This is a genomic window from Shinella oryzae, from assembly GCF_023038235.1.
GTDB lineage: Bacteria > Pseudomonadota > Alphaproteobacteria > Rhizobiales > Rhizobiaceae > Shinella > Shinella sumterensis.
Genome location: NZ_CP081987.1, coordinates 2,919,687 through 2,936,509, shown reverse-complemented (window position 1 = coordinate 2,936,509; position 16,823 = coordinate 2,919,687). Strand labels below are relative to the sequence as shown.

Sequence of the window (16,823 nt, the reverse complement as noted above, 5' to 3'; positions counted from 1 at the left end):
ACGTTGTTGCCAATCCATGGCATTGCAAGCGCACCCTTGGGACACCCCGCCCAGGTCGTTACAGCTATCAGGGCAGGTCTCCTGGCTTGCGGGTCGTCGCGTCTGTCTGGCCTTCCCGGTGCGCATGACACCAGTGGCGCGGATCGACAGACGCTCGCCGCTTACAGTTGCGGGGGCAGCGCCGGTTTTGATGCCCAAGTCTGATGTCCTGGGCTTCGCACCGGCTTCCCTCTTAGCCTCCGGACCGTTTTCGATTCGGAAGACCCTGATGCCGGCAACCTCGCGCCGCTTGGATTTCAAGTCAATGGCAGGCGGCGCGCATTCGGGCGGGAACCTTTTTTATCCCCGCGCATTGTTTGTCCGCCTGCACCTCGCGCGGGCTCGCCTCCCGTTCAGGGTGCGCGATTCACCAAAACCGCAGATGAGGGTCCATGCTGCGCCATCCTGCCCTGTTGACAGGTTGCAAGTCTCTGTCCTTACGGCTAAAAAATGCCGTTTTCATGCACCACGCGGCGTGGATGACAAACAGCGTGTCGCTTGAGCCAAAACCGCACCTGGAGCGCCATGAGGGCGCGGTCGGGTGTCATGGCTGATCGCGACAGCAGAACGAAGCCCGCCCGCGAAAGACAATCCGGCGCAACGGCCGCTGCCGGGTGGCTCAACATGGCCGGTTCCAGAATCAGAGACATGTCCTTTCATACTACGCCGCAAGCCCCTTCGCGCGACGCCGATATCCGGCAGATCGACTATAACGACTCGATCCGCGCCACCTATCTCACGCTGGAGGAGCTCGCCGCCTGCGGCGAAGCGCTCGCCCGAGACAAGACGGCGGTGCTTCCGGGTTTCCGCCCCTTCGATTTCCGGGCACGGCACAAGGAAAACGAGAAGGAGATCTTCCGCGTCTACCAGGTCACGGCCAAGGACGTGGAGGCCGGCGCGCAGATCACGCCGGCGGCCGAGTGGCTGCTCGACAATTTCTATGTGATCGAAGAAGCCATCCAGGAGGTCCGGCGCGACTTCCCCCGCCGCTTCTACCGGCAGCTTCCCACCATGGAGATCGACGGCCAGCCCTTTCCGCGCACGCTGGCCCTGGCCTGGCTCTATGTCGCCCATACGCACAGCAGTGTCTCGCAGGAAAGCCTGACCGCCTTCGTGCAGGGCTTCCAGACGGTGGATCCGCTGAAGATCGGCGAACTCTGGGCCCTGCCGTCATTCGTGCGCTTCGTGCTTCTGGAGAACCTGCGGCGTATTTCCAGCCGCGTCGAACGCTCGCGCAAGATGCGCTTCAAGGCCAATGACGTGGCCGACGAGCTGGTGCGCCTCAACGATCCGGAGAAGTCGATTGCGCATCTGCGCACCATCGAGAGCCTGACCGAAGACAACACTTTCGTCGTCCAGCTTCTCTACCGCCTGCGCGACGGCCTTCAGACATCGGGCGCGGTCATCCAGTGGCTGGAGCGCAAGATCGAGAGCCGGGGCACCGACCTCGAGGAACTGATCGTCGCGGAAAACAACCGCCTGTCTTCCGGCAACGTGACGATGAGTTCGCTCATCAAGGGCCTGCGTACGATAGATGACGCGGAATGGCCGGTCTGGTTCGAGAGCGTCAGCCGCCTCGACGAGGCGCTGCGCCAGCGGTCGGACTACAGCGATCTGGATTTCGGCTCGCGCAACAAATACCGCAACACGATCGAGCGTTTCGCCCGCCGCTCCGGCAAGAGCGAGCTGGAGGTCACCGAAATCGCGCTCGCCATGACCGAGGAAGACGCCGCGGAAAATGCCGGCGATCCCGATTATCGCGCCAATGTCGGCGCGTTCCTCGTGGGCAAGAAGCGCAAGCTGCTCGAAAAGCGCATCGGCTACCATCCCTCGGTCGTCCAGCGCGTCGTTCGCATGACGCGCAAGCTGAACTGGCTCGCCATTGCCGGCCCCAACATCATCCTCACGCTGCTGGCGATGATCGCGGTCTACTATTTCCTCGACCAGCTCGATATTCCCAATGGCGCCTGGCTGATCATGCTCGTGCTGTTCGCGCTGCCGGCCTCGGAAGGTGCCACGGGTCTGTTCAATACGCTCGTGACCTTCTTCGTCACGCCGTCACGGCTGGTCGGCTACGAGTTCAAGGACGGCATCCCTGAGGATGCGCGCACGATGCTCGTCGTGCCCTGCCTCATCTCGAAACGCGACCATGTCGATGAACTGGTGCGCAATCTCGAGGTCCACTATCTCGCCAATCCGCGCGGCGAGATCTATTTCGCGCTTCTCAGCGACTGGGCCGACAGCCAGAGCGAGGAAACGCCTGCCGATCTCGACGTTCTCGAATATGCCAAGCGCGAGATCGCCGAACTGTCGGCGCGCTACGCCTTTGACGGGCGCACGCGCTTCTACCTGCTGCACCGCCGCCGCCTCTACAATCCGTCGGAAGGCGCGTGGATGGGCTGGGAGCGCAAGCGCGGCAAGCTGCACGAGCTGAACCTGCTGCTGCGCGGCGATGGCGACACGACCTTCCTGCCGGGCGCCAACGTCGTGCCGTCGGACGTGAAATACGTCATGACGCTCGATTCCGACACGCGCCTGATGCGCGATGCCGTGACCAAGCTCGTCGGCAAGATGCACCATCCGATCAACCGTCCCGTCATCGACGAGGCGACCGGCGAGATCACCGCAGGCTACTCGATCCTCCAGCCGCGCGTGACGCCCTCGCTGACGACGGGCAAGGAAGCCTCGACCTTCCAGCGCATCTTCTCCGCCGATCGCGGCGTCGACCCCTACGTCTTCACCGTTTCCGACGTCTACCAGGACCTCGCGGGCGAGGGCACGTTCACCGGCAAGGGGCTCTACCACGTCGATGCCTTCGAGGCCGCCGTGAAGGGCCGCATCGAGGAGAACTCGGTGCTCAGCCACGACCTGCTCGAAGGCTCGCTGTCGCACTGTGCGCTGGTGACCGATGTGGAGCTCGTCGAGGACTTCCCGACCCGCTACGGCGTGGAGACCTCGCGCCAGCATCGCTGGGCCCGCGGCGACTGGCAGCTCCTGCCCTACCTCTTCGGACCGTCGAGCGGCATTTCCATGCTCGGCCGCTGGAAGATGTACGATAACCTCCGGCGCAGCCTCATCCCGATCGCCTGGCTCGTCGCCTCCGTGATGGGCTGGTACTATATGGAGCCGCGCCAGGCGCTGATCTGGCAGCTGGTGCTGATCTTCCTGCTCTTCGTGGCGCCAACGCTCTCGCTCATTTCCGGCCTCATGCCGCGCAGCAGCGATATCGTGGCGCGCGCCCATGTGCACCGCGTGTTCTCCGATATCCGCGCGGCCAATGCGCAGGTCGCCCTGCGCATCGCCTTCATCGCGCATTCCGCAGCACTGATGGGCGACGCCATCGTTCGCTCGCTCTACCGCACCTTCGTCAGCCGCAAGATGATGCTGGAATGGCGCACCGCCGCCCAGGCCGACAGCGCGGCGCGCGGCGGCATCCTCGCCCATTACAAGGCGATGTGGCAGGCCCCGGCACTCGCGGTCGCTTCCGTCGCCCTTGCCGCGATTTCCAAGACCGGCCTGCCTTTCATCGGCGTGCCCTTCGCGCTCGTCTGGATGCTGTCACCGATGATCGCCTGGTCCGTCAGCCAGACGGCGGAGACGGAAGACCAGCTCGTGGTGTCCGATCATGTCGCCAGCGAGCTGCGCAAGATCGCGCGGCGCACCTGGCGCTATTTCGAGACCTTCGTCACCGCCGAGCAGCACTTCCTGCCGCCGGACAATTTCCAGGAGACGCCCAATCCGGTTCTGGCCGAGCGCACCTCGCCCACCAATATCGGCGTCTATCTCCTGTCGGTGATTTCGGCGCGCGATTTCGGCTGGATCAGCTTCGAGGAAACCGTGCGCCGGATGGAGCAGACCATCGCCACCATCGACGGCATGCCGAAATACCGCGGCCATCTGTTCAACTGGTATCGCACCAACACGCTCGAAACGCTCGGCCCGCGTTATGTCTCGGCGGTCGACAGCGGCAACCTTGCCGGCCATCTCATCGCCGTATCCTCCATGTGCCGCGAATGGGCGGAGGCGCCCTCGGCGCATCTGCAGGGAAGTCTCGACGGTATCGGCGATGTTGCTTCCATTCTGTCGGAGACGCTCAAGCAGCTTCCCGACGACCGCAAGACTGTGCGTCCGCTGCGCCGTCTGGTGGAAGAGCGCCTCGCCGGCTTCCACAACGCGCTCGCCGCCGTCAAGCGCGAGCATGAATTCGCTTCCATCCGCGTCATCAACCTCGCGGTGCTGGCGCGCGACATCAACAAGCTCATCGTCAATCTCGATCACGAGGTGAAGTCGCCGCAGAGTGGCGAGTTCGTGCATTGGGCGGGCGCGCTGGTGGCGACCTGCGAAGCGCATATCGCCGACAGTGTCTTCGATCTCGGCAGCATCGAACAGCTGCGCACGCGGCTCATCGTGCTGCGCGACCGGGCGCGCGATATCGCGTTCTCCATGGATTTCGGCTTCCTGTTCCGTCCGGAACGGCGCCTGCTGTCGATCGGCTACCGCGTCGAGACCAACGAGCTGGACGAGGCCTGCTACGACCTTCTCGCCTCGGAAGCGCGCCTGACGAGCCTGTTCGCCATCGCCAAGGGCGACTTGCCCACCGAGCACTGGTACAAGCTCGGCCGTCCGGTCGTGCCGGTCGGTTCGCGCGGCGCGCTGATCTCCTGGTCGGGCTCGATGTTCGAATATCTGATGCCGCCGCTCGTCATGCAGGAGCGCCAGGGCGGCATTCTCAACCAGACGAACAATCTCGTCGTGGTCGAACAGATGAACCACGGCCGCCGCCTCGGCACGCCCTGGGGCATTTCGGAAGCGGCTTTCAACGCCCGCGACCACGAACTGACCTACCAGTACACCAATTTCGGCGTGCCGACGCTCGGCCTCAAGCGCGGCCTTGGCCAGAACGCCGTCATCGCGCCCTATGCCTCGCTGCTGGCGGCGCAATATGCGCCGAAGGAAGCGCTCGACAATCTGGAGCGGCTGCGCAAGCTCGGCGCGCTCGGCGTCTACGGCTTCCACGATGCCGTCGACTTCACGCCGACCCGCGTGCCGGAGGGCAAGACCTGTGCGGTGGTGCGCAATTACATGGCCCACCATCACGGCATGTCGATCGCCGCCGTCGCCAATGTCGTCTTCAACGGCGCGCTGCGCGAACGTTTCCATGCCGATCCGGTGATCGAGGCGGCCGAGCTTCTGCTGCAGGAAAAGGCCCCGCGCGACATTCCTGTCATCAACGCTAAGCGCGAGCCGGAAACCGTCGGCAGCACGCAGGCCGACCTGCTTCGCCCGGAAATCCGTATCTTCAAGGACCCGATCAGCCGCGAGCGCGAGACGGTCTTCCTGTCGAACGGCCATTATTCGGTGATGCTGACGGCGACCGGCGCCGGTTATTCGCGCTGGAACGGCCAGTCCGTCACGCGCTGGAAGCCCGACCCGACGGAAGACCGCTGGGGCTCCTTCCTGTTCCTGCGCGATACCGCGACGAACGAATGGTGGTCCGCCACCGCCGAACCGAAGCGCGCCGAGGATGAGGAGACGAAGACCCAGTTTGGCGACGACAAGGCGGAATTCATCAAGACCGTCGGCACGCTGACAAGCGAGGTCGAGGTCATCGTCGCGACCGAGCACGATGCCGAAGGCCGTCGCCTGACGCTCGTCAACACGGGCACGGAGGACCGCTTCATCGAGGTGACGTCCTATCTGGAGCCGGTCATCACGACCGACGATACCGACAATGCGCATCCGCTCTTCTCGAAGATGTTCATCCGCACCGACATCGACGAGCGCGGCGACGTGATCCGCGCGGAGCGCCAGAAGCGTCATCCCAACGAACCCGACATGGCGATCGCCCATCTGATCGTCGACAATGCCGGCCCCGCGCGCCGCACCGAGGTCGAGACGGATCGCCGCCGGTTCATCGGCCGTGGCCGCTCGCTCGCGACGGCGGCGGCCTTCGATGCCGGCGCGCAGCTCTCCGGCACGGATGGTTTCACGCTCGATCCGATCATGGCATTGCGCCGCGTCGTGCGCGTTCCCGCCGGCAAGAAGGTGAAGGTCATCTTCTGGACGATTGCCGCGCCGACCCGCGCGGACGTGGATGCGGCCATCGACCGCTATCGCCACCCGGACAGCTTCAACCACGAAATGATCCATGCCTGGACGCGCTCGCAGGTGCATATGCGCCATGTCGGCGTGACCTCGCAGGAGGCGGCGAGCTTCCAGATGCTCGGCCGCTACCTCACCTATCCGGATCTGCACCTGCGCGCCGACACCGGGACGATCCAGACCGGCCTGACCTCGCAGTCGGCGCTCTGGCCCATGGCGATCTCGGGCGATTTTCCAATCTTCGTGCTGCGCATCAACGACGAGATCGATCTCGATGTCGCCCGCGAGGCGCTTCGCGCGCAGGAGTATCTGCGCCATCGCGGTGTCACCGCAGACCTCGTCATCCTCAACGAGCGTGCGGCGTCCTATGCGCAGGACATGCAGCACACGCTCGATCAGATGTGCGAGAACCTGCGCATGCGCGGTCAGTCGGATGGCGTGCGCCAGCACGTCTTCACAGTGCGCCGCGACCTGATGGATGTCACGACCTGGCAGGCCCTGTTGGCCGCGGCCCGCGCCGTCTTCCACGCCCGCAACGGCTCGCTGGCCGACCAGATCGCCCGCACGGTCTCGCTCTTCTCCTCGCCGCCGCGCGGCGAGGACGAGACGAAGGCCGAGGCGCTGCCGGCCAAGGCCTTGCCGGCACCGGCAGCCGCTGCCGCTCCGGTGGCGATCGACGGAAACGGCCTGTCCTTCTGGAACGGGTTCGGCGGCTTCAATGCCGACCGCCGCGAATATGCCGTGCGCCTGCGCGGCGGCGAGGCGACGCCGCAACCGTGGATCAACGTGATCGCGAACCGTGAATTCGGCTTCCATGTCCCCGCAGAAGGTGGCGGCTTCACCTGGAGCCGCAATTCCCGCGACTACCAGCTCACGCCCTGGACGAACGATCCCGTCGTCAACCGGCCGGGCGAGGCCTTCTATGTGCGCGATCGCGACAGCGGTACGGTGATGACACCCTTCGCCGCGCTGTCGCGCAAGGCCTCGGTCAAATTCGAGACCTGGCATGGCCTCGGCTACACCGCTTTCCGCAGCTGGGAGGACGGCATCGAGCTCGACCTCGTGCAGACGGTCGATCCGGAAGACCCGGTGAAATATTCGCGCCTCGTCGTGAAGAACACCGGCGAGACCGAGCGCAGCCTCTCCGTCTACGGCTACGTCGAATGGGTGCTGGGCAACAACCCCGCCAAGACGGCGCCTTTCGTGCTGACAAGCCATGACCAGGAAAGCGGTGCTCTCTTCGCGACCAATCCCTATAGCCTCGAATTCGCCGGCCGGGCCAGCTTCTTCGGCGTCGATGCCGCCCTTTCAGGCTTCACGATGCGGCGGCGGGATTTCATCGGCCGCACCGGCGATATCGTTTCGCCGGCGGCGCTGTTCAACGGCCAGCCCCTGTCGGGCGCGGCCGACGGCATCAGCGATCCCTGCGCGGCGCTTTCCGTCGATCTCACGTTGAGGCCGGGCGAAAAGCGGGAGCTGCTTTTCGTGCTCGGCGATGCCGCGGATGCGGAGGGCGCCCGCGTGTTGGCCGAGAAGAGCCGCAAGGCCGATTTCGATGCCGTCATGGCGGCGGTGCGTTCGTTCTGGGAAAGCTTCACCGGCACGGTGCAGGTCAAGACGCCCGATCCGGCGCTCGACCGCATGGTGAACGACTGGCTGCCCTACCAGGCGCTCGGCTGCCGCATCATGGCGCGAACCGCCTTCTATCAGGCGAGCGGCGCCTATGGTTTCCGCGATCAGCTGCAGGACACGCTGGCCTTCATCCTGCACCGGCCGGACCTCGCCCGCGCGCAGATCCTGAACGCCGCCGCACGCCAGTTCGTCGAAGGCGACGTGCAACACTGGTGGCTGCCGGACACCGGCGCGGGCGTGCGCACCATGATCTCCGACGATGTGGTCTGGCTTGCCCACGCGGTCGAATACTACTGCCGCGTCACCGGCGACCGCCGCGTGCTCGACGAAAGGCTTGCCTTCATCGACGGCCCGCCGCTTGCGGAGGGGCAGCACGATGCCTTCTTCAAACCGGGCCATTCGGCCGAGGATGCATCGCTTTACGATCATTGCTCCCGCGCGCTCGACCTGGCGCTTGCCCGCACCGGCGAGAACGGCCTGCCGCTCATTCTCGGCGGCGACTGGAACGACGGCATGAACCGGGTCGGCGAAGCCGGCCGCGGCACGAGCGTCTGGCTGGGCTGGTTCCTTGCCGGCACGCTGCGCGGCTTCATCCCGCTTGCGCGCGAGCGGGGCGATGACATCCATGCCGAGGCGTGGGAGATCCACCTCGATCGCCTCAAGCAGGCGCTGGAAACGGCCGGCTGGGACGGCGAATATTATCGTCGCGGCTACTATGACGACGGCACGCCCCTCGGCACGTCCGACAGCGCCGAATGCCGCATCGATTCCATCGCGCAGAGCTGGAGTGTTCTGTCCGGCGAGGGCGATGCCGGGCGCTCGCGCCAGGCCATGGATGCCGTCATGGCGCAACTGGTCGACCGCGAGAACGGCGTCATCCGCCTGTTCACGCCGCCGCTTGTCGAAACCGTGCAGGACCCGGGTTACATCAAGGCCTATCCGCCCGGCGTGCGCGAGAATGGCGGGCAGTATACCCATGCCGCGACCTGGGTCGTCATGGCGCTGGCGCGCCTTGGCCGGGGCAATGAGGCCTTTGCCTGCCTCGACCTGCTCAATCCGGTCAAGCATGCGCTCGATGCCGAGGCGGCGGAACGCTACCGCGTCGAGCCCTATGTCGTGGCCGCCGATGTCTATGGCGAAGGCGAGCGGGCGGGGCGGGGCGGATGGTCCTGGTACACCGGCTCGGCCGGCTGGCTCTACCGCGCCGCCGTCGAGGGCATTCTGGGCATCCGCAAGGAAGGCGGCCGCCTCTTCGTCGAACCCGTCCTGCCGGACGTCTGGAACGGCTACAGCGCGACGCTCGTTGTCGATGGCCGCAAGCTGACGCTGCGTGTGGATCGTGGGGATGACGGCGGGTGGCAGGCCACAATCAACGGCTCTGTCATCAAATCTTCAAAAGAGGGCTATTTGCTCTGATCCACCCATGTGGATCAGAGTACCATGACAGACACATCTGGACCGGTGGGCGTCCTGCCGCGGCAACGCGACACGCGCCTCGACGTCTTCCGGGCCCTCGCCCTCCTGACGATCTTTGTCAATCACGTTCCGGGACAGTATCTGGAACATCTCACGCACAAGAATTTCGGCTTCTCGGATTCCGCCGAGGCCTTCGTGCTGATTTCGGGCATGTCGGTGGGGCTTGCCTATGGATCGCGCTTTGCCGTCGGCGCGCGGCTCGCCGTCACGCTGCGCATCCTGCGCCGGGCCCTGACGCTCTACGTCGCCCACATCATGACCAGCATCCTCACCTTCGCGATCTTCGCGGGTGGGGCCCTGTGGTTCGGCCGGCCGGATCTCCTGTCGGAGATCAACCTGCGCGCCGTCGTCGACCGCACGGAGCAGGGCGTGGTCAGCATGGTGCTGCTCGGCCACCAGTTCGGCTATAACAACATCCTGTCGATGTATGCCGTGCTGTTCCTCATGCTGCCCGGCTTCCTCTGGCTTTATCAGCGCGGGCCGCGCCTGCTGCTCGCCGTCTCCGGCACGATCTGGCTCTGCGCCGGCATCTGGCGCATCGCGCCGTCGAACTTCCTCGATGACGGCAAGTGGTTCCTCAACCCGCTGTCCTGGCAGTTCCTTTTCGTCATCGGTTTCGTCGGCGTGTTGCGGGCACGGTCGAAGGGCATCCCGCGCAATGCGCTGCTGTTTGCGCTCAGCGGCACCTATCTCGCCGTCTCGATGCTGTGGGTCGTGCTGGGCTGGTGGCACATCGACTTCTCGTATGGCCTGCCGGCGGTGCTGACCGGCTTCGACAAGACCTACCTGTCGGCGACGCGCCTCCTGCATGTGCTGGCCGGCGCCTATCTCATCGCCACGATCCCGGTCCTGTCGAACTGGGCGGCCCTGCCGCTTTCCCATCCGCTCGTCGCGATCGGGCGCCATTCGCTGGCCATCTTCATCTTCGGCACCATCCTGGCCATGGTGGGGCAGGTGCTGATGTTCGTGACGGGAAAGAACCCGTTCTTCGGCACGCTCTATGTGGCCGGTGGCATCGGGCTGCATTTCGCCTATGCGCGCTATCTCGACTGGCAGGCGGATGTGATCGCCGACCACGCAAAACGGCAGGGCATGCGAGCCCTGCCGGTCAAGGGGCGCGACGGCCCGAAGCGCTGATGCCGATCAGGCGGCGGTGTGGCTCTTGCGCACGTCGTCGTCCGTCAGGATGCCGCTGGCGCGCAGCAGGGCGGCGAAGCGGCCGTTGCTCTGGCTGAGCTCGTTGAACGTGCCCATCTCGGCGATCCGGCCGTGATCGAGGAAGATGACCTTGTCGGCCTCGCGCACGGTGGAGAGGCGGTGCGCGATGATGAAGGTCGTGCGGTTCTTGCGCAGCGAGTCGATCGCGGCCTTCACCCGGGCTTCCGTTTCCACGTCGAGCGCACTCGTCGCCTCGTCGAGCACGAGGATGGGCGCGTTCTTCAGGATCGCGCGGGCAATGGCGATGCGCTGGCGCTCGCCGCCCGAGAGGCGGTTGCCGCGCTCGCCGACATGGGTTTCGTAACCGCTCTGGCGCGACGTGATGAAGTCGTTGGCTGCCGCGGCCTCGGCTGCCGCCATGATCTCCTCGTCCGTCGCGCCCTCGCGGCCGAGACGGATATTGTCGGAGATCGAGCGGTTGAGCAGGCCCGCATCCTGGAACACGGTGGCGATCGAGCGGCGCAGCGACTTGCGCGTCACCTTCGAGATATCGACGCCGTCGATGAGGATCTGGCCCGACTGCGGCTCGTAGACCCGCTGGAGCAGGTTGACGAGCGTCGTCTTGCCCGCACCCGTCGGGCCGACGATGGCGACGGTCTGGCCGGCTTCCACGGTGAACGAGATGTTGCGCACGCCCTGCGTGGTGTTGGCAAAGTCGAAGGTGATGTCGCGGTATTCGACCTTGCCCTTGACGTCGCCGAGGTCGCCGGCGTCGCTCGGCTCCTCGCGATCCTTGACGGCATCCTCCAGGGTGAAGAAGTCCTCCAGCTTGGCGCGGGCCTCGAAGATCTGTTCGACGAAGGCCTTCATCTGGTCGAGACGGCCGATCAGCAGGCCGGCAAAGCCGATGAACGCAATGACGTCACCCACCTTGATTTCGCCGCGCTGCACCAGGACCGTGCCGATGACGAGGATGACCATCATGGAGAGGGTGGAGGCGATGCGGTTGAGCGCGCTTGCCAGCGCCCACCAGTCGAGCACAGGATACTGGGCGTTGATCAGCCGTTCGGCGAAGCGCTTCAGTTCGCGCGTCTCGGCTTCGATACGGTTGTAGCTGTGCACCACGGAGACGTTGCTGATGGAATCCGATACGTGGGAGAACACGGTGTGGTAATGGTTCTCCACCGACGCTTGGCCTTCGCGGGTGCGGTTCATTACCACCTTGCCGATCAGCACATAGAGCGCGCCGAGCACGACCAGAACCATCGACAGGCGGTAGTCCATCGCGAAGGCAGTGGGCACGAGCAGGACGAGCGCGACGGCCGTCGCCAGGTGCGTGCGCATGAATTCCAGCCACAGGCCGAACAGCGTTTCGCAGGCGCGCAGCAGCGTATGCAGGGCATTGGAGGTGCCGCGCTGGCTGTGCCAGGCAAGCGGCATGGAAATGATGCGGCCGAACGCTTCCGTCAGCAGGCTCGCGCGGCGGCCATGGGCCAGCCGGTCGGCCTCGCGGGCGACGAGAACGAAGGCGATGGTGTTGAACAGGCCGAAGCCGGCCCACATCAGCAGCAGGGGCGTGACATGCCCGTCAGCGCTGGAGATGGCATCGATGATGCGGCCGAACAGGATGGGTTCGGCAATGGCGATGACCGCAAGCACGACGTTGGCGGCAACGACCGAGCCGACGCGCAGCTTGTAGACGCTCAAGTAGCTGAGAGCTCTTGCATAAACCTGAAACAAAGACACGAATTCGGGCCTTTCCGGCAAAACCTGTTGTGCGGTGCAGTGCGAGCACCTCGATCCCTTCGCTCCTGTGATTGGGTAACACGGGAGCGAGCGAGAAGTTCTTCACGCGTGTGAGAATCTCATGATGCAACTCATAACTTGCACGATGATGTCCTTTTGCATGGCGTGTCGTCCTTATCCGATTGATTTTCATCGCTCGATCCTGCCAATTGTATGTGGGGCAACATGAATGGGACATGACTGACTTGGAGGACGGGTCAGGCATCGCTTGGAATTTGACGGGGCGCTTCCGGCGCGGGGTATATGAAAGTCAATTTGCTGGTGCAGTTTCTTGCACTGCTTGAGGAGACGCGCGATCGCGCGGAGACGACGTCCGAGTTCCAGCGCCTGCTCGAATTCTATGGTTTCGATTATTACGCCGTCGTCCGCGTGCCGCTTCCGGTGGACACGCCCGACGCGCTGCTTCTGGCCGGCCGCTGGCCGAAGGGCTGGCCCGAGACCTATGTGCGCAAGCGCTACATGCAGGTCGATCCGACCGTCCGCTATCTCGGCCATGCGCGGGAAGGGTTCCGCTGGCGCGACACGCTCGATGTCTATCGCGCCAGTCCTGACCGCAAGCGCATGGAGCGCATGATGGTGGATGCCCGCCAGAACGGGTTGGAGGACGGCTATATCTTCCCGGTTCACGGCCGGCGCGGCCTCTTGGGCAGCCTCAGCCTGGGCGGGCGGCCGGTGGATCTCGAAAGCATCGAGATGAGCCTGTTCGACGGCATCGCCCGGCGCCTCTTCTGGAAGCTGATCCACGAGATCGATCCGGAGATGGCGGCGCGCTCCTCCGCGGTCGTCGACGTGGACCTGACGCGTCGCGAGATGGAGGCGCTGATGCTGCTGGGCGCGGGCATGACCTCGCCCGAGATCGGCCGGGAGCTGGGCATTTCCAGCCATACCGTCGACTGGTACATGAACGGCATCCAGGAGAAGCTCGGCGCGCGCAACCGGCACCATGCCATCGCGATCGCGTTCCGGCTGGGGCTCGTTTCGTGACGACGCAAATCTTGCGTCTCATGGCGAGTCCGAAATTGCACTTTGCAAATTAGCCGCTAATAATTCTCTTCGCGGGTGCAGCAATTCCCGCTTTCAAGTCATTGAGGAGTTCGACTTGCCCATTTCCAAGATTCTTGTCGCCAACCGTTCCGAAATCGCCATCCGCGTGTTCCGCGCAGCCAATGAGCTCGGCATAAAAACGGTGGCGATCTGGGCGGAAGAGGACAAGCTCGCGCTGCACCGTTTCAAGGCGGACGAGAGCTACCAGATCGGCCGGGGACCGCATCTGGCACGCGATCTCGGCCCGATCGAGAGCTATCTGTCGATCGAGGAGGTGATCCGCGTCGCCAAGCTGTCGGGCGCCGACGCCATTCACCCCGGCTACGGCCTTCTGTCGGAAAGCCCGGAATTCGTCGATGCCTGCGATGCCGCCGGCATCACCTTCATCGGCCCGCGCCCGGCCACCATGCGCCAGCTCGGCAACAAGGTCGCCGCGCGCAACCTGGCCATTTCCGTCGGCGTGCCGGTCGTTCCCGCCACCGATCCGCTGCCGGATGACGATGCGGAGATCCACCGCCTCGCCGAGGAGATCGGCTATCCCGTCATGCTCAAGGCGTCCTGGGGCGGCGGCGGGCGCGGCATGCGCGCCATCCGCGATCCCAAGGACCTGATCCGCGAGGTCCGCGAGGCCAAGCGCGAGGCCAAGGCCGCCTTCGGCAAGGACGAGGTCTACCTGGAAAAGCTCGTCGAACGCGCGCGCCATGTCGAAAGCCAGATCCTCGGCGATACCCACGGCAATGTCGTGCATCTCTTCGAGCGCGACTGCTCCATCCAGCGCCGTAACCAGAAGGTCGTGGAGCGGGCTCCCGCACCCTATCTTTCGGAGGCGCAGCGCCAGGAGCTGGCCGACTATTCGCTGAAGATCGCCCGGGCGACGAATTATATCGGCGCCGGCACGGTCGAGTATCTGATGGATGCCGACAGCGGCAAATTCTATTTCATCGAGGTCAATCCGCGCATCCAGGTCGAGCACACCGTCACGGAGGTCGTGACCGGCATCGATATCGTCAAGGCGCAGATCCACATCCTCGACGGCGAGGCGATCGGAACGCCGGCATCCGGCGTTCCCGCGCAGGCGGATATCCGCCTCAATGGCCATGCGCTGCAGTGCCGCATCACCACCGAGGACCCCGAGCACAACTTCATTCCGGACTACGGCCGCATCACCGGCTACCGCTCGGCGTCCGGCTTCGGCATCCGCCTCGACGGCGGCACGGCCTATCCGGGTGCGGTCATCACCCGCTTTTACGATCCGCTGCTCGTGAAGGTCACGGCCTGGGCGCCGAACCCGGTGGAGGCCATCGACCGCATGGACCGCGCGCTGCGCGAATTCCGCATCCGCGGGGTTGCGACCAACCTCACCTTCCTCGAGGCGATCATCAGCCACGAGGCCTTCCGCAACAACACCTATACGACCCGCTTCATCGACACGACGCCGGAGCTGTTCCAGCAGGTGAAGCGCCAGGACCGCGCCACCAAGCTGCTCACCTATCTCGCCGATGTCACGGTCAACGGGCATCCCGAGGCGAAGGGCCGGCCGAAGCCGCCGGCGGATGCCGCCAAGCCCGTCGTGCCCTTCATCGAGGGCGACATCGTCGCCGGCACCAAGCAGAAGCTCGACGAACTCGGCCCGAAGAAGTTCGCCGAATGGGTGCGCGGCGAAAAGCGCGTGCTCATGACGGACACGACGATGCGCGACGGCCACCAGTCGCTGCTCGCCACCCGCATGCGCACCCATGATATCGCCCGCGTCGCCGGCACCTACGCGCGCGCGCTGCCGCAGCTCTTCTCGCTGGAATGCTGGGGCGGGGCGACCTTCGATGTCTCCATGCGCTTCCTGACGGAAGACCCGTGGGATCGTCTTGCCCGCATCCGCGAAGATGCGCCGAACCTGCTGTTGCAGATGCTGCTGCGCGGCGCCAACGGCGTGGGCTACAAGAACTACCCCAACAATGTCGTGAAGTACTTCGTGCGCCAGGCGGCGAAGGGCGGCATCGACGTGTTCCGCGTGTTCGACTGCCTGAACTGGGTCGACAACATGCGCATCTCGATGGATGCGGTCGTCGAAGAGAACCGGATCTGCGAGGCGGCGATCTGCTACACCGGCGATCTGCTCAATTCGGCCCGCCCGAAATACGACCTGAAATACTATACAGCTCTTGCCGCCGAGCTGGAAAAGGCCGGCGCGCACATGATCGCGGTCAAGGACATGGCGGGTCTCCTGAAGCCCGCGGCCGCGCGCGTCCTGTTCAAGGCGCTGCGCGAGGCGACCGACCTGCCCATCCATTTCCACACGCATGATACGTCGGGCATTGCGGCCGCCACGGTGCTGGCGGCTGTCGAATCCGGCGTCGACGTGGTCGATGCGGCGATGGACGCGCTGTCCGGCAACACCTCGCAGCCCTGCCTCGGTTCCATCGTCGAGGCGCTGAAGGGCTCGGAGCGCGATCCGGGTCTCGATCCCGAATGGATCCGCCGCATCTCCTTCTACTGGGAGGCCGTGCGCTTCCAGTATGCCGCCTTCGAAAGCGACCTCAAGGGGCCCGCCTCCGAAGTCTACCTGCATGAGATGCCGGGCGGCCAGTTCACCAACCTCAAGGAGCAGGCCCGTTCGCTGGGCCTTGAGACCAGGTGGCACAAGGTCGCCCAGGCCTATGCCGACGCCAACCAGATGTTCGGCGATATCGTCAAGGTCACGCCGTCGTCCAAGGTGGTGGGCGACATGGCGCTGATGATGGTCAGCCAGGATCTCACCGTCGCCGATGTCGAGAACCCGGCCAAGGACATCGCCTTCCCGGAATCGGTCGTCTCCATGCTGCGCGGCGATCTCGGCCAGCCTCCGGGCGGCTGGCCGGAAGGCCTGCAGAAGAAGGCGCTGAAGGGCGAGGCGGCCTATACCGAAGTGCCCGGTTCGCTCCTGCCGCCGGCCGATCTCGATGCCGAGCGTACGGCGATCGAGGAGAAGCTGGAGCGCAAGGTCGACGATTTCGAATTCGCCTCCTACCTGATGTATCCGAAGGTCTTCACCGACTATGCGCTGGCCGCGGACCTGTACGGCCCCGTTAGCGTGCTGCCGACCCCGGCCTACTTCTACGGCCTGTCGGCCGGCGAGGAACTCCAGCCGGAGATCGAGAAGGGCAAGTCGCTCGTCATCCTGCACCAGGCGACGAGCGAGCCGGATGCGCAGGGCATGGTGAAGGTGTTCTTCGAGCTGAACGGCCAGCCGCGCCTCATCAAGGTGCCGGACCGCAACCGCGCCGCCTCGTCCGCCGTCCGCCGTAAGGCCGACAACGGCAATGCCGCCCATCTCGGCGCGCCGATGCCGGGCGTCATCTCGACGGTCTCCGTTTCGGCCGGCCAGGCGGTCAAGGCCGGCGACGTGCTGCTCTCCATCGAGGCGATGAAGATGGAAACGGCGCTGCATGCGGAGAAGGACGGTACGATCTCCGAGGTGCTCGTCAAGGCCGGCGACCAGATCGACGCCAAGGACCTCCTCATCGTCTACGGCGCCTGATCGCCTGCGGCGGAGGCACAAAGCAATGAACCGGTTCGGGGGTGAGGGTTAA

At 65.0% G+C, this 16,823-nt stretch carries 6 protein-coding genes and 1 riboswitch; of the genes, 4 read left to right on the top strand and 2 right to left on the bottom strand.

The genetic code is table 11. The annotated features are described in order from the left end of the window. Positions 1-54: 54 nt before the first annotated feature. Positions 55-283, bottom strand: a riboswitch (cobalamin riboswitch). Between the two features lie 199 nt (positions 284-482). Continuing rightward, positions 483-689, bottom strand: coding sequence for a hypothetical protein (locus K6301_RS14305; RefSeq protein WP_247217847.1), 207 nt, complete (start codon positions 687-689; stop codon positions 483-485). On the opposite strand from K6301_RS14305, the gene K6301_RS14300 reads away from it, so the two are divergent. Both K6301_RS14300 and K6301_RS14295 read left to right on the top strand, forming a co-directional pair. Beyond that, positions 688-9,189, top strand: a complete 8,502-nt coding sequence (locus K6301_RS14300; RefSeq protein WP_247217845.1) for a glycoside hydrolase family 94 protein — start codon at positions 688-690, stop codon at positions 9,187-9,189. The two genes, K6301_RS14305 and K6301_RS14300, sit on opposite strands and share 2 nt — an antisense overlap. A 24-nt stretch (positions 9,190-9,213) precedes the next feature. Further along, a complete protein-coding gene (locus tag K6301_RS14295) occupies positions 9,214-10,386 on the top strand; it encodes an OpgC family protein (RefSeq protein ID WP_247217843.1) in 1,173 nt (390 codons plus the stop codon). Between the two features lie 6 nt (positions 10,387-10,392). Here K6301_RS14295 and K6301_RS14290 read toward each other — a convergent pair whose 3' ends face one another. Beyond that, positions 10,393-12,153 (bottom strand): glucan ABC transporter ATP-binding protein/ permease, encoded by a 1,761-nt coding sequence (locus K6301_RS14290; RefSeq protein ID WP_160871790.1) that lies wholly within the window; start codon positions 12,151-12,153, stop codon positions 10,393-10,395. A gap of 303 nt (positions 12,154-12,456) precedes the next feature. On the opposite strand from K6301_RS14290, the gene K6301_RS14285 reads away from it, so the two are divergent. Both K6301_RS14285 and pyc read left to right on the top strand, forming a co-directional pair. Further along, entirely contained in the window at positions 12,457-13,197 is a 741-nt protein-coding gene (locus K6301_RS14285; protein ID WP_247217841.1) for a helix-turn-helix transcriptional regulator, read from the top strand. A gap of 115 nt (positions 13,198-13,312) precedes the next feature. Beyond that, positions 13,313-16,771: a pyruvate carboxylase gene (gene pyc, locus K6301_RS14280; RefSeq protein ID WP_247217839.1), complete on the top strand. Its 3,459-nt coding sequence runs from the start codon at positions 13,313-13,315 to the stop codon at positions 16,769-16,771. The last annotated feature ends 52 nt before the right edge of the window (positions 16,772-16,823 follow it).

Bases quoted from the DNA above. Each gene is read 5' to 3' on its own strand.
- K6301_RS14300 (WP_247217845.1), top strand. From the start codon at position 688: ATGTCCTTTCATACTACGCCGCAAGCCCCTTCGCGCGACGCCGATATC.
- K6301_RS14305 (WP_247217847.1), bottom strand. From the start codon at position 689: ATGTCTCTGATTCTGGAACCGGCCATGTTGAGCCACCCGGCAGCGGCC.
- K6301_RS14295 (WP_247217843.1), top strand. From the start codon at position 9,214: ATGACAGACACATCTGGACCGGTGGGCGTCCTGCCGCGGCAACGCGAC.
- K6301_RS14285 (WP_247217841.1), top strand. From the start codon at position 12,457: ATGAAAGTCAATTTGCTGGTGCAGTTTCTTGCACTGCTTGAGGAGACG.